16 protein-coding genes and 1 pseudogene are annotated in these 20383 nt (G+C 46.1%); 11 read left to right on the plus strand and 6 right to left on the minus strand.

The genetic code is table 11. The features are described from left to right. From CIK04_RS08620 to CIK04_RS08630, 3 genes and pseudogenes are all read right to left on the minus strand, one after another. A pseudogene (locus CIK04_RS08620) lies at positions 1-203 on the minus strand (IS5/IS1182 family transposase); the annotation flags it as partial. A gap of 155 nt (positions 204-358) precedes the next feature. Then, positions 359-2503: a phosphate acetyltransferase gene (gene pta, locus CIK04_RS08625; RefSeq protein ID WP_017790247.1), complete on the minus strand. Its 2145-nt coding sequence runs from the start codon at positions 2501-2503 to the stop codon at positions 359-361. Between the two features lie 138 nt (positions 2504-2641). Next, positions 2642-3838: an acetate kinase gene (locus CIK04_RS08630; protein ID WP_097352787.1), complete on the minus strand. Its 1197-nt coding sequence runs from the start codon at positions 3836-3838 to the stop codon at positions 2642-2644. A gap of 341 nt (positions 3839-4179) precedes the next feature. On the opposite strand from CIK04_RS08630, the gene yfbV reads away from it, so the two are divergent. The 6 genes from yfbV to CIK04_RS08660 all read left to right on the plus strand — a co-directional run bounded on the left by yfbV (position 4180) and on the right by CIK04_RS08660 (position 11233). After that, positions 4180-4632 carry a terminus macrodomain insulation protein YfbV gene (yfbV, locus tag CIK04_RS08635; protein ID WP_011080095.1) on the plus strand — a complete coding sequence of 151 codons (453 nt, stop codon included), beginning with the start codon at positions 4180-4182 and terminating at the stop codon, positions 4630-4632. A gap of 264 nt (positions 4633-4896) precedes the next feature. Continuing rightward, positions 4897-5862, plus strand: coding sequence for an ABC transporter substrate-binding protein (locus CIK04_RS08640; RefSeq protein ID WP_038939735.1), 966 nt, complete (start codon positions 4897-4899; stop codon positions 5860-5862). 60 nt (positions 5863-5922) lie between these two features. Then, entirely contained in the window at positions 5923-6855 is a 933-nt protein-coding gene (locus tag CIK04_RS08645; RefSeq protein WP_011150648.1) for an ABC transporter permease, read from the plus strand. After that, positions 6852-7646, plus strand: coding sequence for an ABC transporter ATP-binding protein (locus CIK04_RS08650; protein WP_011080098.1), 795 nt, complete (start codon positions 6852-6854; stop codon positions 7644-7646). Before CIK04_RS08645 ends, CIK04_RS08650 begins: the two co-directional genes overlap by 4 nt. A 142-nt stretch (positions 7647-7788) precedes the next feature. Then, entirely contained in the window at positions 7789-9627 is a 1839-nt protein-coding gene (gene malZ / locus CIK04_RS08655) for a maltodextrin glucosidase (RefSeq protein WP_128824609.1), read from the plus strand. A 112-nt stretch (positions 9628-9739) separates the two neighbouring features. After that, positions 9740-11233, plus strand: coding sequence for a GGDEF domain-containing protein (locus tag CIK04_RS08660; RefSeq protein WP_232708660.1), 1494 nt, complete (start codon positions 9740-9742; stop codon positions 11231-11233). Here CIK04_RS08660 and dusC read toward each other — a convergent pair. Further along, a complete protein-coding gene (gene dusC, locus CIK04_RS08665) occupies positions 11203-12159 on the minus strand; it encodes a tRNA dihydrouridine(16) synthase DusC (protein WP_097352784.1) in 957 nt (318 codons plus the stop codon). The two genes, CIK04_RS08660 and dusC, sit on opposite strands and share 31 nt — an antisense overlap. A gap of 163 nt (positions 12160-12322) precedes the next feature. Here dusC and CIK04_RS08670 point away from each other — a divergent pair, with 163 nt between their 5' ends. After that, positions 12323-12931, plus strand: coding sequence for an SEC-C metal-binding domain-containing protein (locus tag CIK04_RS08670; protein ID WP_097352783.1), 609 nt, complete (start codon positions 12323-12325; stop codon positions 12929-12931). A gap of 79 nt (positions 12932-13010) precedes the next feature. On the opposite strand, the gene dsbB is transcribed toward CIK04_RS08670, so the two are convergent. Both dsbB and nhaB read right to left on the minus strand, forming a co-directional pair. Then, positions 13011-13529, minus strand: coding sequence for a disulfide bond formation protein DsbB (gene dsbB, locus CIK04_RS08675; RefSeq protein WP_017421915.1), 519 nt, complete (start codon positions 13527-13529; stop codon positions 13011-13013). 87 nt (positions 13530-13616) lie between these two features. Further along, complete coding sequence (gene nhaB, locus CIK04_RS08680; protein WP_017421914.1) at positions 13617-15206, minus strand: Na(+)/H(+) antiporter NhaB; 1590 nt, start codon at positions 15204-15206, stop codon at positions 13617-13619. Between the two features lie 639 nt (positions 15207-15845). On the opposite strand from nhaB, the gene fadR reads away from it, so the two are divergent. The 4 genes from fadR to CIK04_RS08700 all read left to right on the plus strand — a co-directional run bounded on the left by fadR (position 15846) and on the right by CIK04_RS08700 (position 20380). Further along, positions 15846-16685, plus strand: coding sequence for a fatty acid metabolism transcriptional regulator FadR (fadR, locus tag CIK04_RS08685; RefSeq protein ID WP_011080105.1), 840 nt, complete (start codon positions 15846-15848; stop codon positions 16683-16685). Positions 16686-16898: 213 nt separating this feature from the next. Beyond that, positions 16899-17495, plus strand: a complete 597-nt coding sequence (ribA, locus tag CIK04_RS08690; protein WP_011080106.1) for a GTP cyclohydrolase II — start codon at positions 16899-16901, stop codon at positions 17493-17495. Positions 17496-17665: 170 nt separating this feature from the next. Then, positions 17666-18928 (plus strand): imelysin family protein, encoded by a 1263-nt coding sequence (locus CIK04_RS08695; RefSeq protein WP_026050638.1) that lies wholly within the window; start codon positions 17666-17668, stop codon positions 18926-18928. A gap of 72 nt (positions 18929-19000) precedes the next feature. Further along, on the plus strand, positions 19001-20380 hold the full coding sequence (locus CIK04_RS08700; protein ID WP_097352782.1) for a di-heme oxidoredictase family protein: 1380 nt from the start codon (positions 19001-19003) through the stop codon (positions 20378-20380). The last annotated feature ends 3 nt before the right edge of the window (positions 20381-20383 follow it).

Raw genomic sequence — 20383 nt, forward strand, 5'->3', positions numbered from 1 at the left:
CCAAGCAAGATGATTTTGAAGAGACGAACAGGGTCAACTGGTGGACGCCCATTATCTTTACAATAAAGATGAGCAACTTCATCACGAATGAATTCGAAGTCGATAGCATTATCGATTTTGCGCACTAAATGGTCTTTAGGAACTAACTGTTCCATCGTCACCATTTCCAGTTCGTATTGTTGCGGGGTGGGTTCTTGAAGCATATCGGAGTGTCCATATTTCGATACCCCTATTAGATCAAAGGTCTAGCTCGAAAGCTAGACCTTTGTCAGCAGTCTGAGGGGTTGGCATAGTGCCAACCCCTTTTTCGTTCTATTGCTGCTCAGTCTTACTGACAAGAGACAAAAGATTCAGTGGATTATTGCTGATCTTGAGTCGCTTGGATTGCCGTTAGAGCGATGGTGTAGACGATATCGTCGACTAGCGCGCCACGAGACAGGTCGTTTACAGGCTTGCGCATACCTTGCAGCATTGGACCGATAGAAACAAGGTCTGCTGAACGTTGTACCGCTTTGTAAGTCGTGTTACCCGTGTTGAGGTCAGGGAATACGAATACAGTCGCTTTACCTGCTACTGGAGAGTTAGGCGCTTTAGAAGCTGCCACGTTTTCCATGATCGCTGCGTCGTACTGCAGAGGACCGTCGATGATCAGATCAGGACGTTTCTCTTGAGCCAGTTTGGTCGCTTCACGCACTTTATCAACGTCTGCACCCTTACCAGATTCACCAGTAGAGTAAGAGATCATTGCTACGCGAGGGTCGATACCAAAGGCTGCAGCAGAATCCGCAGATTGAATCGCGATTTCTGCAAGCTGTTCTGCCGTTGGATCTGGGTTGATCGCACAGTCACCGTAAACCAGTACTTGATCAGGCAGAAGCATGAAGAATACAGAAGATACGATAGACGCATTTGGTGCAGTCTTGATGATTTGGAACGGAGGAACGATGGTGTTTGCCGTCGTGTGAACCGCACCAGAAACAAGACCGTCAACTTCATCGTTCTCAAGCATCATAGTGCCTAGGAACACAGAATCTTGCAGCTTCTCACGAGCCACAACTTCCGTCATGCCTTTCGAGCCACGTAGTTCAACAAGACGAGCAACGTAGTTTTCACGAATCGCGTCTGCATCAATGATCTTAACGCCAGCGCCCAGTTCAACACCTTGTTGTGCTGCCACGCGCTTGATCTCTTCAGGGTTACCTAACAGCACACATTCTGCGATACCGCGTTCAGCACAGATCGCTGCCGCTTTTACAGTACGTGGCTCGTCACCTTCAGGAAGAACGATGCGTTTACCCGCTTTACGAGCAAGCTCAGTCAACTGGTAACGGAATGCTGGAGGACTTAGACGACGAGAACGCTCAGTACCTTCTGTCATTGACTCAATCCAGTTGCCATCGATGTGACCCGCAACGTGGTCATTGATGAACTCGATACGCTCTTTGTCGTCTGCTGGTACTTCTAGGCTGAAGCTCTGTAGATTGAGCGAAGTCTGCCAAGTGTTACCTTGTGCTTTGAAAATTGGAAGGCCACTTTCAAACGCAGGCTTACATAGGTTTTCGATCTCTGTAGGAATATCGTAACCGCCAGTCAGCAGTACCGCACCGATTTCCACACCGTTCATTGCTGCTAGAGAAGCCGCAACGATAACGTCTGGACGGTCTGCAGAAGTCACAAGCAGTGAGCCTGGTTTGAAGTGCTCAATCATGTGTGGCAGAGAACGTGCACAGAAGGTGATGCTCTTAATACGACGAGTGTTGATGTCACCTTCGTTGATCACTTCTGCTTTCAGGTGCTTCGCCATATCGATTGCACGAGTTGCAATCAGGTTGATGCTCCATGGCACGCAACCTAGAACGCGAATTGGGCTAGAGTTGAAGATTTGCATCACTTCTAGCTGGTTTTGTTTCGCGCTGTCTGCGTCATCAAAGATCTCTGATAGATCAGGACGCGTACGGCCTGCTTCATCAACTGGTGCGTTTAGCTTGTTGATGATAACACCAGAGATGTTTTTGTTTTTTGTGCCACCGAAGTTTGAACAAGCCACTTCGATACGCTCTTTTAGCTGTGCTGGGTTGTCAGTGCCTGGGGTCGCGACAAGAACAATTTCAGCACCAAGTGTTGCCGCGATTTCGGCGTTTACTTGGTTAGCAAATGGGTGCTTACGAGTAGGAACAAGACCTTCGATTAGCGTTACGTCTGCATCTTTATTAATTTGGTTGTAACGTTCTACAACCGTTTCTAGCAGTTCGTCCATGTTGTCGTTACCGATTAGGTTCTCAGCAACAGACATCAATAGGGGTTCGCCAATCTTCATATCGCTGTTTGCGCCAACGATAGTGGTAGTGAGATCAGGAAGATCACCGCCGCTACGTGGTTGTGCGATAGGCTTGTAGAAAGAAACTTTAACGCCTTTGCGCTCCATAGCGCGAAGAACACCCATGCTTACGCTAGTAAGACCAACACCAGCACTCGCAGGGATAAGCATAATAGTACGGGACATCAGAGAAAGTACCTTTAACTATTGGGGGATTTAAAGCTTTACTGCTTATGGTTTGGTGGACCAAACAATAGAAGTGAAGCCCCAGATTCTTTATCAAAAAGAAATCTGGCTAGCCTGAAGGCTAGCCAGAGAAGTCAATTAAAGACCTGCTAGGCGAGCAGTGTCTTCTGCAATAACAAGCTCTTCGTTAGTCGAGATAACCATTGCTGGGATACGGCTGTTTGCTGTTGTGATAACACCTTCGCCGCCGAAACGTGCTTTAAGGTTAGCTTCGCTGTCAACTTCGATACCGAAGATGCCTAGGCGGTTAAGAACCATTTCACGGATAGGTGCAGAGTTCTCACCGATACCACCAGTGAAAGTGATAGCATCTAGACGACCTTCTAGAGTAGCAGTGTAACCAGCTACGTATTTCGCTAGGCGGTGGCAGAATACGTCCATCGCACGCGTTGCTTCTTCTTTTTGACCGTAGTTGTCTTCAACGAAACGACAGTCAGAAGTCACTTCAGTTAGACCAGCAAGACCAGACTCTTTGGTTAGCATAGTGTTGATTTTCTCAACAGAGTAGCCAAGAGTGTCGTGTAGGTGGAAGATGATCGCAGGATCGATGTCACCACAACGAGTACCCATTACTAGACCTTCAAGTGGCGTTAGACCCATTGAAGTGTCTACAGATTTACCGTTCTTGATTGCACACACAGACGCACCGTTACCTAGGTGACAGTTGATGATGTTTACTTCTTCAACTGGTTTGTTTAGTAGGCCTGCAACTTCACGAGTGATGAATAGGTGTGAAGTACCGTGCATGCCGTAACGACGGATACCATGCTCTTTGTAAAGGTTGTATGGAAGTGCGTATAGGTACGCTTCTTCTGGCATAGTTTGGTGGAAAGCGGTGTCAAACACAGCAACGTTTTTCAGTGCTGGGAAAGATTTTTGAGCGGCTTTGATACCAATGATGTGCGCAGGGTTGTGAAGAGGAGCAAGCGTTGCACAATCTTCAATACCTTTAAGAACTTCGTCAGTGATTAGAGCTGATTGAGTGAACTGCTCACCACCGTGTACTACGCGGTGACCGATTGCAGCTAGGTTTTCAGAAAGCTCTGGCTTAGAAGCAAGAATAGTTTCTACCATGAACGCTAGTGCTTCTTCGTGTGCTGCACCGTTACCTAGTTGAGCTTCGTGCTTACCATCAAGTTTCCACTTGATGCGAGCTTCAGGAAGGTGAAGACATTCAGCAAGACCTGAAAGATGCTCTGCACCATTCTCAGCATCAACAACAGCAAATTTAAGAGAAGAACTACCGCAGTTTAAAACTAAAACTAGCTTAGACATGTGTGACTACCTGTTATTCGTCTGATTAAAATCAGTAAGGATGAAAAATCATTCACAAGAATAGACGATGCAACCAAAGCTGCGCACTAATCTTGGTCAAAAAACTTTCAATTTCCGTATTTCTAAGAGAGAGGTGAACCCGTATCACCACTTTGCGATCCATTGCAGAAGGTCTTCAGAGTTGCTTAAATTGTAAATAACAGCAACAATGAGATTGAGGGTCTGCAAAGGATAGCGATAATAAGCAATGATAACAAAAAAAATTTGAAAGAATATTAACTTTCATCAATTTTTTGCGTTTTCAGTTGAAATCTTCAACTAATTTTTAGTGAGAGAGCAGTATGAACAATAAAGTCGGACTTGCCCACAGTCTGAGAGATGGGCAAAAGTACATGGATACTTGGCCGATGCGCAAAGAGCTGAGCGCAATCTTTCCTGAGCAAAGGATTATCAAAGCGACGCGTTTTGGTATTAAAGTGATGCCTGCGATAGCGGCCATCAGTGTCCTGACTCAAATGGCGTTCAACAATTATCAAGCTCTGCCTCAAGCGATTGTCATGGCTTTATTTGCACTGAGTTTGCCTTTGCAAGGAATGTGGTGGTTAGGTCATCGTTCCAATACTCAACTGCCACCGGCACTGGCCACGTGGTATCGAGAATTGCATCAGAAAATTGTCGAAAGTGGTTCGGCATTAGAACCGCTTAAATCCCGACCTCGCTACAAAGAGTTGGCGCATACCTTAAACCGTGCTTTCCGTCACTTAGATAAATCCGCGCTCGAGCGTTGGTTCTAAGTTTCCACTTGTTCAAAAAAGATCGTTAACGGGCAGCCAATCGGGTTGCCCGTTTTGCTTTTGCCCGCTGAGTGACCGTCATTGATCTCTCGTTTTGTTGTATTTCTGTTAAATCCTGCTTTCCTAATAGAGAAGTTGCTGGTAATAATGTCATTCAGATGTACAAAAAGTGCACAAAAATAATTGCTTAACCTTGCTCATCCAGAGTGGAGGTTTCGTGATACCACACAACATCTCAACCTATGCTGAATTCAAGGAGTCAAGATGAAAGCAGGAAAACTGATCGCCACGGCCGTTCTTGCCGGTGCTGCTTTAATTTCTTCCCATTCTGTGATGGCAAAAACGGCCAAAGTTGCCGTTTCACAAATCGTTGAACACCCCGCACTTGATGCCACCCGACAAGGCCTTTTAGATGGACTAAAAGCAAAAGGGTATGTCGAAGGAGAAAACCTCGAGTTCGATTACAAAACGGCGCAAGGTAACCCAGCGATTGCGGTACAAATTGCTCGTCAGTTTGTGGGGGAAAGCCCGGATGTCTTAGTTGGCATCGCGACCCCAACGGCTCAGGCACTGGTGTCGGCCACGCGCTCTATACCGGTTGTTTTCACCGCAGTGACCGATCCGGTTGGCGCTAAACTGGTGAAATCCATGGAGCAACCGGGGAAAAACGTCACTGGTCTTTCCGATCTCTCACCCGTATCTCAGCACGTCGACCTGATTAAAGAGCTGTTGCCCAACGCCAAGGCGATTGGTGTAGTGTACAACCCAGGCGAAGCAAACGCGGTTACCTTGGTTGAGCTATTGAAGAAAAGCGCGGCAGAAAAAGGGTTAAAGGTGGTGGAATCGACAGCACTAAAAAGTGCGGATGTGCAATCTGCGACTCAAGCGATTGCTGCGAAATCTGACGTGATTTACGCTCCGACGGATAACACAGTGGCCAGTGCGATTGAAGGGATGATTGTTGCTGCCAATCAAGCGAAAAAACCGGTATTTGGTGGTGCAACTTCCTATGTTGAGAAAGGGGCAATCGCAGGCTTAGGTTTCGATTACTACCAAGTTGGAGTGCAAACGGCGGATTACGTTGCTGCGATCTTGGAAGGTCAAGAGCCAGGTAAGCTCGACGTAAAAGTGGCAACGGGATCAGATCTTGTTGTGAATCAAGGCACTGCAGAGAAATTAGGTATTACTATTCCAGCCTCTGTGCTTTCTCGAGCCACAGACGTCAAATAAAATCCTATCTAGGGCCGACGGAGATTCGGCCCTTTGTTAGAGCAGAATAAAGGAGTTGCTATGTCTGCTTTTGCGTTTTTCGGTGCGCTAGAAATTGGCTTACTTTACGGCTTAGTTGCCTTAGGTGTTTACTTAACCTTTAGGGTTCTCGATTTTCCGGATTTGAGTGTCGATGGCAGTTTCCCGATGGGTGCTGCGGTTGCGGCAACCGCCATCGTTGCGGGAGTGAATCCATGGCTAGCCACTGGGATGGCCATTCTAGCGGGTGCGATGACTGGTTGGGTGACCGCTTTTTTGGCGGTGCGCTGCGGTATTCTTCATCTTTTGGCTTCCATCCTAACCATGATTGCGGCGTTCTCAATCAACATTCGTATTATGGGGCGACCAAACTTGGCGTTACTAGGTGAAGAGACCATTTTGACCCCGTTTGAAAGCTTGGGTGATCCCATGTTCATCCGCCCATTGGTGGTCGGTATTCTCGTTTTGATCTCCTCTTGGCTGGTGGTACGCCTGCTCAACAGTGATTTTGGCTTAGGCTTACGCGCTACCGGTGTTAACGCACGCATGGTGCGCGCACAAGGTGGTAGCACCTCTTTTTACACCTATTTCGGCCTTGCGCTGTCGAATGGCTTCGTCGGTTTTGCGGGGGCGTTATTTGCGCAAACCAACAGTTTTGCCGATGTGACGTCGGGTGTCGGGACCATCGTGGTGGGTTTGGCTGCAGTGATTCTTGGGCAAACGTTGATTCCGGGACGAAAAATTTGGGTTGCCGTTGTCGCGGTCATCGTCGGCTCAGTCCTTTACCGTTTGGCGGTCGCCTTTGCGCTAAGTTCTGGCATGTTTGGTCTGCAAGCGTCGGATCTCAATTTAGTCACGGCAGTGCTGGTTGCCATCGCGTTGATTGCGCCAAAACTAAAAGGAAACATGGCGATAAAAAAGCCCGTTAACTCAGGAGCAAGTGGTGGCAAACAGAAGTCAGGAGGTGCGCTATGATTCGTTTGGAAGATATTCAGGTCACCTTTAATCGAGGCACCATTTTAGAAAATCGTGCGCTACGTGGTGTCACGCTCGAAGTGCCAGAGCATCAGTTTTTGACGGTGATTGGTTCTAACGGGGCGGGTAAGTCGACCTTACTTGGCGCGGTGACAGGTGAAACCCCCATGGTGGGTGGCAAGGTATTGATCGATGACGTCGATGTGACATCACAAACGGTTGACCAGCGAGCCTCTCTTTGTGCTCGTGTGTTCCAAGACCCGCTTGCAGGCACCTGTGGCGCGTTAACCATTGAAGAAAACATGGCGCTCGCGTACATGCGTGGAAAAAAGCGAGGTTGGCACTTATCGCTCTCAGCAAAGCGTCGCAAACTGTTCCAAGAGCGGATCAGTATTTTGGGGCTAGGGCTAGAAGATCGTTTGGGTGACAGTATTGGTCTTCTTTCTGGTGGACAACGTCAGGCAGTAAGCCTTGTGATGGCTACGTTGTCAGACAGCAAACTATTACTGCTTGATGAGCATACTGCAGCACTTGATCCACGCATGGCGGCGTTCATCATTGATCTCACCAAACGGATCGTCAAAGAGTTTAACTTGACCGTTATGATGGTGACGCACTCGATGAAAGATGCGTTGGCGTGTGGCGATCGCACGGTCATGCTGCACCAAGGTGAAATTGTGCTGGATGTCGCTGGTGAGCAGCGAGAGGGGATGCAGGTGAAAGATCTCCTCGAGATGTTCTCAAAAGTGCGTGGCGAAGAGTTGGCCGACGACAGCTTACTGCTCAATTAGTTTTTCTCTACGCCCTCATTATCCTCCTACCGATTGTGATCTCCCCTTGAAAAATAACGTGATTTTTATTTCTCAAGGGGGGATGTCGCTCAGCACTGTGCTTTTAGAATGGTATGAAATACCGATTAAAAGAGTACTCGCAATGACCCTACCTTTTCTTTTTCATGCGCAAACGCCGGATTATTTCCGCGTTGAGAATCAAATCGCTCACGTTACCTTAAGAGCTCAGCCTGAAGGCATTCAAGCCGTCTACCTGCGGCACGAGCCGGACAATGAAGAATACTTAGTGGAAATGCAGCGAGTGTCTAAGTTGGGAGATCTCGATGGCTGGCAAGCGTCATTCCCTTTGAATAAAGACCGAGAGATTACCCAGTACGTTTTCAAAGTGATCACAGAGGGTGCCACCGTCTGGTTAGACGCTCGTGGCGTACAGAAACGGATGCCAGGCAGCGAGTACCATTTCAAATACAACCAATCTCATCAGCCGCCAGAGTGGGTGAGTGAGCAGATTTTCTATCAAATTTTCCCTGATCGCTTCTGTAATGGTAACCCAGAGATCAGCGTTAGAAGTGGCGAATACTCGGTAAAAAATGGCACACGTCCTGTGGTCGCAAAAGAGTGGGGAGCAGCCGTTGACAAAAACAATGGCTATGGGGGTTGTGAGTTTTATGGCGGGGACTTGGCTGGAATTCGCAGCAAACTGGATTACCTGCAAACCTTAGGCGTGACAGCGCTCTATCTTAATCCAATTTTTTCGGCGCCAAGCAATCACAAATACGACACCACCGATTACTTAACTATTGATCCGCATTTGGGAAGCAATCAAGAGTTTGCAGAGTTGAGCGAAGTGCTTCATCAACGCGGAATGAAAATTGTGCTTGATGCCGTTTTCAATCACACCTCATGTGAGCACCCTTGGTTTGATAAAAATGGGGTAGGTGAGATGGGGGCTTATCACCACATCGAATCGCCGTATCGCCATTATTATTTTTTCGAAGACGATAGCCAGAATTATATTGGCTGGAAGGGCGTTGACAGCTTACCAGTACTGAATTTTGAACATGAAGAGGTACGTAATTACATTTATGCCAGCGAACAAGCGGCCATTCGCCACTGGTTGAAAGCACCTTATCGAATCGATGGTTGGCGTTTTGACGTGATCCACATGCTTGGAGAAGGTGAAGGGGCGCGCAACAATGCCTACTATGTTAAGCAGTTCCGCAATGCGACTAAACAAGAAAACCCTCAAGCTTATGTATTGGGGGAGCATTTCTTTGAGGCGAGTAAGTGGCTCCAAGGCGATCAAGAAGACGGCTCGATGAATTACTACGGCTTTGCGCATCCAGTGAGAGCATTATTGGCCCAAAAAGACATTGCCTACCATCCTATTGAGATCGACTGCATCGACTTTGTTGATTGGCTAAATGAATCACGCGCTAAAGTACCTTGGCTTAACCAGCTCAGCCAGCTCAATCAACTCGACAGCCACGACACCGCACGTTTTATTACCTTGTTGGGAAATGACCAAGCGCGCATGAACATTGCTCTCGGCTTGCTGTTTACTTATGTTGGAACGCCTTGTATTTATTATGGTAGTGAAGTTGGGCTGGAAGGTGAAAATGACCCAGATAACCGTCGCTGTTTCCCGTGGGAGCAGGTTGGTCATGTGGAAACGTTCCAATATCACCAACGTCTAATTGAACTTCGCAAAACGTCTAAGGCGCTACAGCAAGGAGCGATCCAATTTTTGCATGTTGAGCCAAAGTTGTTCAGTTTTGCTCGTCAGTATGGTGAAGACACTCTGCTTGTTATGGTCAACTTAGATTCAAAAGCATGCACTATGACGCTGCCAATTTGGCAACTTGGAAAGCCGCTAGGACGTCTGGTTTCCCTATTGGGTAATGAAAGTACTTTGCAAGTAAATGGTAAAGTTGTGGTTAATATCTCTTCTGAATCCATTCAAATTTGGAAACTTGAGTGACAGTTCTAGCACAATCTATTAATATTTAAACTGTTCTCAAACAAAAGACATCAAACCCTTTGACATGCAATGCAGTCAAAGGGTTTTGTTTCTCAGCACCCTTGGTTATCGAATGAGAAAAAAAAGACAATTTAGCCGACGCTTTGTGGTTCTTTTCCCTGCGTTAATTTTCTTCACAGTAATGTTTATCACTGTGAAGAATTACTACGATTCGGTAAACCGCAACATTGCTGAAGAATATGACCGTATCAATACAACATTAACGCGTAGCATTAAAATACTGACGGCGCTCGAATACAGCTTTAGCAGCTACACCGATGATGGCTACTCGATTCTCAGTAATCACAATGCCAAAATTGAGAATGGACTTTGTTCTATCTGGCCGATAGACCCTCTGTTGCGCGCTGAGGGAAAAGTGCCTGACCAACCCGAGGTTGATATTAATTACATGTTGGTTGGTGTGACTGAGTTGTGTGAAGTCAATAGTGAGCTGAATGTGAGAGTCAGTAACAAATCAGGCTTTGCTCCGTCGCTTTCATTTCTACATGACATTGAGCCCTTTATGGTGGGCATTTTGTATCTTGATAAACATGGCTATGCCATTACGTCACCAGACAGTTACGCCAGTTCATTTTCATTGGAACTATTAGACACGCTCAAAGCGAGACCATTTTGGCAGAAGACGGCAAACTCGCCAGGGAAAGTCACCTTTACTGGACCAGGATATGATCTCAATTTGGGACGTGTTCAAAATGAAAGCCGTTATTCATTGTCCATCCCCGTTTTTGAGCATAGCGAACACCAGGGCATGCTAATGATGACGCTTGACAGTAATGTTCTCTTGCAAAACAAAAAACAGCTGGGGGGTCAGATACATCTTGCCAATCTGAACTCCGCTTTGCCCGACAATGCGTTTCTTGTCACTAATATAGAGTTGCCCACCTTGGATGACACGCACGCGCTGTATTATGGGTTTTCTTGGAAGAAAGAACTGCAAAATTTTGTTAGTTATGAACGTTATAGTGTGATTGCGGCGGTGTTCATTTACTTACTTTCTACTTTTACTTTGTTTTTAGTTAACACGCGCACTGAACGTCAATATTTCAAAGAACTTGCTACCAGAGACCCAATGACAGGACTACTCAATCGCCGTGGGATGCAGGCGGTTTGGCGAAACAAAATTTCCAAGAAGAAGATAGCGCTTGCGGTGTTTGATATTGATGATTTTAAGGCGATTAATGATACCTATGGTCATGATGTGGGTGATGAAGCGATCAAATTAGTGGCCAGTTGTATTCGCGATAATATCCGCCAATGCGATGTGGCATCTCGATTTGGTGGTGAAGAATTTGTCATTACCCTTTATGGCGATGAATGCGATGGCATGGAGAAAGTGCTAGCGAGAGTTCGTGAGGCCGTCAATGAACGGTCACCTCAAGTGGTGAGGCACGGTTTTACGATTTCAGCAGGCGTGGTGATACGTGAAATGGGTGCAGGTGACAGCTTTGATGCGTTGTTCAAAGCTGCCGATGATAGTCTCTACCAAGCGAAAACCAGTGGCAAAGACAAAATTGTTTACTGTGCCACCTCGAGCTGTTCACGATAGTGGTGCAAGTGAGCCACTATGGCTTCCACTTGCGTCAAGGTGCGAATATCGCGGAACAGGTCAGCCGCTTGTGGGTACGCTTGGCGCAAATAAGCAAACCACTGCTTGATACGATTTGGGTAATATTTCCCTTTGTCGCCACGCACTTCGTATTGCGTGTATTTGAGCAATAAATCCACCACTTCGTGCCACGGCATCGCACGGTGATTGTGCTTAACGATGTTGCCCAAGTTAGGTACGTTTAATGCGCCACGGCACACCATCAAAGAATCGATGCCAGTGATTTCAATGCAGGCTTGACCATCGGCATAGTTCCAGATTTCGCCATTGGCAATCAAAGGAATAGTGGAACGTTGGCGTATTTGGTCAATGTAATCCCATTTGATTTCACTCGCTTTATAGCCGCCAGCTTTGGTTCTTGCATGGACGGTTAGTTCATCCGCTTTGCCTTGCTCTACCGCATCGACAATCTCGAAACAATCTTCCGGGTTTTCCCAGCCCAGACGAATTTTGGCAGAAACTGGAATGTGCGAGGGCACTGCATCACGACACGCTTTGACCACTTGATAGATCAGTTCTGGGTGTTGCAGTAGCGCTGCGCCCCCTTTGCTCTGGTTGACCATTTTTGCCGGACAACCAAAGTTCAGATCGATACCATGCGCCCCGAGCTCTGCGGCGCGGATAGCATTTTCGGCCATCCAGTGGGGATCTTGGCCTAACAGCTGCACTTTGACAGGAACACCATTTTTTGTTTTTGACCCTTGTTTCAGTTCAGGGCAGAGGCGATAAAACACATGATCTGGGAGGGGTTGGCTGACAACGCGAACAAACTCAGTGACACAAAAATCGTAGTCATTGATTTCGGTAAGCATCTCTCGCATCAGGTGGTCGAGCACACCTTCCATCGGTCCCAATATTACACGCATGGTCTATTACTGCCTCTTTAAAAACGAGGCGCGATTGTAGCGATTCACCTTAGCCTTGTCACGATACAGGTTAGGGTAATCGAGCGGAAATCGAGATTAAATGGTCAATTTTACTAGGCATGGGTATATAATCCGTCGAAATTGAAAAAGAAGCCTATTAACGATGCAATATCAATTAATCGAATTAAACGATTCATCATGCCAAGCCACAGCGTGGTTTATTGAAGGTGCCGTACTGGCAGCCAACCTGACGATTCAGCCGACCGATCCTGATACTTGGCTAACCGAGTTGCTCGGGGATGTGTCTGTCGAGCTTCGCGCGGCGGTGACGGAGCAAATTCACAAGCAGCATAATCGGATATTACGCAATGAATATTCATTGCTCGAACTGGTGGGCAATGAAAGAGATAACTTGGCTGACTTTGCCGAAGGTTTTATGTCTTTGTGGCCAAGAGTTGAAGAGCAATGGCAATCAGCCACCGTTAATGACGGTACTCAGCGCATGATGCAGGCGCTCTTTACCAGCTTTATGTTGGCCATTGATGAAGAGAGCACTCAACAGCAAATGCGTGCTGCCGGAATTGAAGCGCCACCCGCTTTGAGCGATTTCATTGACCAAATGGATCTGATGATTAACGAAGTGGCGCTTGCCGCCGATGAGCTGATGGTTGGCAATAAATCACAAAGTTTGAATCCTTTCAAAGGAGTAGGGCGAAACGACCTTTGTCCTTGTCAAAGTGGCAAAAAATTCAAACAGTGTTGTGGCCAATAATCAAAGCGCGACAAACAAAACAGCCGACTCTGAATGAGTCGGCTGTTTTTTTACCTGCAGTTCCAAGTTTTCGTTGGGACTATTTTGATTTGAAAAACTGAGCAATAACGATAAACGCGAGCGCTACTAGGTTACCAGCAAAGATAATCACCAACCATTGTGGCATCGAAAGCGTCATGAACTGCCAGACGATTTTGCTACAGTCGCCATAGGCTTCAAACATCCAAGGCACCCATTGATTCAATGGAGCCCAATCTGGGAAGGTGACAAACAGATCACAAGTAGCAAAAGGCGACGGATTAAACTGGTAATCAACGTGTTGTAATGACAACGCCAACCCTTTGTAAGCACTAGCTCCCCAAGCCGCCAAACCTAACCAACGAACAAGTGGGTTATTGGGGGCAATCAGGCCAAAGAGTGCAGCGCCACCTACGCCAAGCATCGCAACGCGCTCATAAATACACATCACACAGGGTGACAGCATCATCACATGCTGAAAGAACAGCGCCGCTCCTTCAAAAAAGACCACGAAGAGTAGCAATAGTAGCCATGAGATTCTGTTTTTTGAAAACTGATTGAGTGATGCAAATAAATTCACTTCTAAAATCCTTTGTATGTTCAATAAAAAAGCTCTGAATACTCAGAGCTTTTTATCTCGGATAAGTTTCTTTAGCAAACTAAAAATTTAATGTCCGCCGGAAATTGCTTGAGTTGCTTCACCCACATGATGAGCAATCCAACCGGCGTCGTAAAACCAAGTTGTCATAGGTTCAAGTAAGAACACGATGCCGAACAAGCCAACCAGAGCCAGTACAATCGTGTATGGCAGAGCCATGACAACCATTTTGCCGTAAGACAGACGAATCAATGGTGCTAGTGCTGAAGTCAACAAAAATAGGAACGCCGCTTGACCGTTTGGTGTTGCTACTGATGGCAAGTTAGTTCCTGTGTTGATCGCCACGGCCAGTAAATCAAACTGGTCACGTGTAATAATGCCTTCTACTAGCGCAGTTTTGACTTCGTTGATGTAAACCGTACCGACGAACACGTTGTCAGACACCATCGAAAGCAAACCGTTTGCCACGTAGAACATCGCCAACTGCGTGCCCTTGTCTTCCACCGCGAGAACCGCATCGATAACAGGCTTAAACAACTCTTGGTCGATGATTACCGCCACAATAGAGAAGAAAACCGCAAGAAGTGCCGTAAATGGCAGTGCTTCTTCAAACGCTTTACCTAGTGAGTGTTCTTCAATCACACCAGTGAAGGCAGTGGCTAGGATGATGACGGACAAACCAATCAAACCTACCGCGGCCAAGTGCAGTGCAAGGCCGACAATAAGCCATACGGCGATAAGACCTTGAATCCAAAGCTTGGCCACATCTTGGTTGGTACGTGCTTTGCGCTCTTCTTTGTCGAATTCGACAAGGATATGACGAACGTTATCTGGTAGTTCAGCGCCGTAGCCAAACACCTTAAGTTTTTCGACCGCAAAACAGGTGAGCAAACCACAGATGAAAACAGGAAGCGTAACTGGAGCCATGCGAATCAAAAACTCACCAAACAGCCAACTTGCTTGGTCTGCAATGATCAAGTTTTGAGGTTCACCTACCATGGTCGTCACGCCACCGAGCGCAGTACCAACACCTGCATGCATGAGCAGAGAGCGTAAAAATGCGCGGTAGTTTTCTAAGTCGTCACGAGTCAGCTCGGCAAGATGATCATCTTGCGTATGGTCGTGATCGGAACTGACGCCCTTACCCGATGCCACTTTGTGGTAGATCGAATAGAAACCCACAGCAACGCTGATAACAACGGCGATAACAGTCAGTGCGTCTAAGAAAGCGGAAAGAAAGGCCGCGGCAAAACAAAACGCTAAGGACAAAATCGCTTTAGAACGAATGCCAAGCAATATCTTGGTGAAAATGAAGAGTAGCAACTGCTTCATGAAGTAGATGCCAGCGACCATGAAGACCAGTAACAACAACACTTCGATATTGGCGACGAGCTCATGCTTAACCTGTTCAGGGCTAGTCATGCCAATCGCGATGGCTTCAATGGCTAATAAACCACCAGGTTGAAGAGGATAACATTTGAGCGCCATTGCCAACGTGAAAATAAATTCCACGACGAGTAGCCAGCCTGCTACAAATGGGTCAACGAAGAAGAAAACAATCGGGTTAATGATTAAAAAAGAAATGATGGCAACTTTATACCAATCAGGCGCTTTACCAAGAAAATTCTTAATAAAAGCGTTTCCGAGCGACATCGGCATGATAATTCTCTTATTAACTTATATATGAATAGACACTACAACATAGTGCTTAAGCCTATGCTTTAAAGAAGAAATATCTATCTTTATAAACAATAACTTAGAAAAACAACAATCCTTGTTAAAATGTAGTCTTGCCAAGTTACTTCCCTTGAACTTAAGCACCGCTCTTATTTTCGCCCGCAACTCTACTCTCAAGTAACATTTAGTCAACAGGAAATCCCAATCCTGTCTTCATTTGCTGACTTAATTTCGCAAAACGCGATCGAAGTAGCACAAGTATATCATGTAAACTATGCAAAAGTTCGCTTATCATCATAATTTACGTTCAAAGCATAAAAAAGTTAAATTAAGAAGGAGTATTAACCGATTAACTCAATTTTAATTTGCAATTTATGAATTTAAAAATGTGACCCAGTACCCTTTATTTATTCTGGCTTTGTGCATCGCCTTGCGGCCATAAAATGTATTTTTTGACGACTTGCAGATTCGGAAAAGGCATTTTTTATCCAATTTAACTTAGAGTGTTTACTCTATATTGCAATTTGGTTGCATTTCGTGATAGTAAATTTTCGCAAATGAAGAAGTAGTGGTATGATGAGTGCCATTCGACCCAAAACAAATATTGGAATAACAAATATAATGGTCATTAAGGCAAAGAGCCCTGCGGGATTTGCAGAGAAATACATTATCGAAAGCATCTGGAATGGGCGTTTCCCTCCAGGTTCCATTTTACCTGCTGAGCGTGAGCTGTCTGAACTGATTGGTGTTACGCGCACCACACTACGTGAGGTTTTACAAAGACTTGCTCGTGATGGTTGGTTGACGATCCAACATGGTAAGCCAACCAAAGTGAACCAGTTTATGGAAACCTCGGGTTTGCATATCCTCGATACACTCATGACGCTAGACGTTGATAACGCAACAAATATTGTGGAAGATTTGCTTGCAGCACGTACAAACATCAGTCCGATATTCATGCGTTATGCTTTTAAAGTGAATAAAGAAAACTCTGAGCGTACGATCAAAACCGTTATTGATTCATGTGAGCAATTGGTTGCCGCTGAATCTTGGGATGCATTTTTGTCATCGTCTCCTTATGCCGACAAAATTCAGCAAAATGTAAAAGAAGACAATGAGAAAGATGAAGCGAAACGCCAAGAAATCTTGATTGCGAAGACCTTCAACTTCTACGACTACATGCTGTTCCAGCGTTTGGCCTTTCATTCAGGAAATCAAATTTATGGTTTGATTTTTAATGGTTTGAAGAAGCTCTATGATCGTGTCGGTAGTTTTTACTTCTCTAATCCAGCGTCTCGTGAATTGGCCCTCAAGTTTTATCGCCAACTGCTGTTGACGTGTGAGTCAGGACAGCGTGAACAGTTACCAGCGTTGATTCGTCAATACGGTATTGAGAGTGCGATGATTTGGAACGAGATGAAAAAGCAGCTTCCAACGAATTTCACAGAAGACGACTGTTAAGTATTGACGTTGTTAATCGAAAACCGCCAGCCTGGCGGTTTTTTTATACCTGACTGTTGCACTCAAGCATTGTTGTTATAATATAACAAAACTCATTTGTGATCCGATGATTGAAAATTGGAGTATCAACCCCCATAGTTGCAATACAGATGAGAAAACATCATGTACAAAAGAGTCGTTAGATTAGACGTAACCAATCAAGTGAGTAGAGATATGGCGGAAGTTCGAGCCAGGGTCGATTTTAAAGTCGGTGCAAAAAGTAATATTGATGCGGAAATTCTTTCATTTCGTGGTTTGAAGACCGACAAAGAGCACGTGGCTGTCATCTTTAAATCGGCAGATGTGACTCAAGAAGTCCCCCTAGTCCGAATGCATTCTGAATGCCTCACTGGGGATGTGTTCCATTCGTCTCGCTGTGACTGTGGCGAGCAGTTGGAAGAGACAATCAATCGTATGGGTGAGTCTGGCGGTATTATTCTTTATCTTCGCCAAGAAGGTCGCGGGATCGGCCTTTACAACAAAATCGATGCTTACCGTTTGCAAAGCGAAGGGATGAATACTTATGAGGCCAATAACCATCTTGGCTTTGATGACGATCTTCGTGACTTTACGGAAGCGGCACAAATGCTTGAGGCGCTGGGCATCAAACAGATTCGATTAGTGACCAACAACCCTAAGAAGATTCGCGAACTAAGTGAGTACGGAATAGAGATTGTTGAAGTGGTCAATACCTCTGCCCACATCAAAGAAGGCAATGAAAGCTACTTAAAGGCGAAAGTCTCTCATGGTAAGCACCATTTAAAAGTGTAATGCGAAATTGCTTAGCAATAATTGATAAAAAGCTCCACAGTTGTGGAGCTTTTTTTGTTTGTCACTTGCAAAAAAATTGTAACTTTGTATTATCTGGCGACTAAAAGTGCAAATAAGAATAATTAGCACTACGAATAACAAGTAAGAAATGCTCAACAAGGATGCTTCAGATGAATGCAAAAACTCTATTAGTCCAATCTTTAGCAGTGACGACACTGTTTGCCAGTGGTCAACTGCTTGCCGCGAATGTTACCAATCAGCAAGTTGTCGAGCATTATGCTGACGTTGCCCACGCTGTTTTTGCGGATTCATTGACAACCGCACAGCAACTTGAAAAGAAAGTTGAACAGTTTTTGTCTGCGCCTTCAGCGGCAAAGTTAGAAGAGGTTAAGCAGGCGTGGCTAGATGCTCGAGTGCCTTATCAACAATCTGAAGTGTTCCGTTTCGGTAATGCCGTTGTGGATGATTGGGAAGGGCAGTTGAATGCTTGGCCATTAGACGAAGGTTTGATCGATTATGTTTCAACCGACTACCAATATGAGCTGGGTAACGAAGGGGCGAAAGCCAATATCGTTGCGAATACAACGCTGAAAATCGGCGCGTCGCAACTGGATGTTTCCGTTATTACACCTGAGTTGATCGCAGAGCTCAACGAAGTCGGTGGCTCTGAAGCTAACGTGGCTTCTGGCTATCACGCCATTGAGTTTTTACTTTGGGGGCAAGACCTTAACGGTACAAATGCCGGTGCTGGCCAACGTGCTTACACGGATTTTGTTGTGGGTTCGCAATGCACCAATGATCACTGTGACCGCCGTGGCGCCTATCTAAAAGCGGCGGCTCAGCTCCTCGTAACGGATCTTGAGTGGATGGAAAAACAATGGTCTGCGCAAGAGAAAGGTAACTACCGTCAAGAATTGCTTGCACAGTCGGCTGAAAATGGTTTGCGTAAAATGCTGTTTGGTATGGGCTCGCTTTCGCTTGGTGAATTGGCCGGTGAGCGTATGAAAGTGGCACTAGAAGCGAACTCGACAGAGGATGAGCACGATTGTTTCTCGGACAACACTCATAACTCACACTACTACAACGAGCAAGGTATCTACAACGTTTATACCGGTATCTACAAACGTGTTGATGGCTCACTGCTTACAGGGCCGAGCCTACATGATTTGGTGGCGCAACAAGATAAAAATGCAGCCAAAGAGATCCAAGCACAGTTTGATACCACTCGTGCGCAAGTAGGCAAGTTAGTCACATCAGCGGAAAAGCAAAATCAACATTTTGACCAACTGATCGCAGCGGGCAATGCGCAAGGCAATGCGCTAGTGAACGAAACCATCATGTCATTGGTGGCGCAAACCTCAGCGATCGAACGTGCAGCGAAGATTGTTGGTATCGACAGTCTGAATCCAGACACTGCGGATCACGAATTCTAATAATTATTATCATATTTAGAGGGCTCATTAGAGCCCTTTTGCTGTTTATGCAGTTTAGTAGGAAGCAAATCAATGAAGCCGTACTTGCTCAGCACTCTCATCGTGCTCTCTTCAATCGCATTTGCCAACGATCTTAAATCTGGTGGTGACACCAGCGTTAAGAAAGAGGGGCCAAATGCGTTTTCACTACCTGCAGCCAATCTTCCAATGAGCAAAAGATTGGATTTTAGTGTAGGCAACAGTTTTTTCCGCAACCCTTGGGTCTCTGCGCCGGCATCAACGGATGCGCGTGATGGCCTTGGTCCACTGTTTAACACGAATGGTTGTCAAAACTGCCATATTAAAGATGGCCGAGGGCATCCTCCTGAAAAAGGGGATAGTCATGCCGTATCAATGCTGGTGCGCTTGAGTATTCCAGCACTCACGGCGGAGCAGAAAAAAGCGGTGATCACCAGTGGTGTTATTCCTGAACCCACCTATGGTGGTCAGTTGCAAGATTTTGCTCTTCAAGACCAAAAACCGGAAGGGCAAATCAGCATCCGTTACAGCGATGTACCTGTCACATTCAGCGATGGGACGACGGTGGTGTTGCGTAAGCCTGCGGTTGAGATCCGTGATCTGGCTTATGGAGAGATGCATCCACAAACTTTGCTTTCTGCTCGCGTCGCACCTCCGATGATCGGTCTTGGTCTGCTTGAATCGATAGCCGAAGAAACCCTGTTGCAGTGGGCTGATGAAGAGGATCGCAATCAAGACGGCATCTCAGGAAAACTCAATAAAGTGTGGGATGTGCAAACTCAATCCCTCGCAATTGGTCGTTTTGGTTGGAAAGCGGGTCAACCCACCTTAATGCAACAAAACGCGGCGGCGTTTAATGGCGATCTTGGCTTAACCAGTCATCTCTTCCCACAAGAAAACTGCACCGATAGACAAGATCTTTGTCGTAAGTTGCCCAATGGTGGCTCGCCTGAGGTGAGTGACAACATTTTGGATTTTGTTGAGTTCTATTCTCAGCATTTAGCGGTACCGATTCGTCGCAACGTGAATGATCCGCAAGTGAAATTCGGCGAGACGCTGTTCGTACAATCTGGTTGTGAGAGTTGCCATAAGCAGACGGTGAAAACAGCCAAACGCGAGGCATTACCTGCATTGTCAGAACAAACCATTCATCCCTATACTGATTTATTGTTGCACGATATGGGACTAGGTTTGGCGGACAATCGACCAGAATACCTAGCCAATGGTCAAGAGTGGCGAACGCCACCGTTGTGGGGCATTGGTTATACGCAAGAAGTGAATGATCACACTTATTTTTTACACGATGGAAGAGCACGAAATCTGATGGAAGCGGTGCTTTGGCATGGTGGTGAAGCTGAAGCGGCTAAGCAAAAGGTGTTGAAAATGTCAGCAAAAGAGCGCAATGCGTTGATCGCTTTCCTCAGTTCACTATAGGGA

It is taken from the genome of Vibrio sp. 03_296 (genome assembly GCF_002265885.1).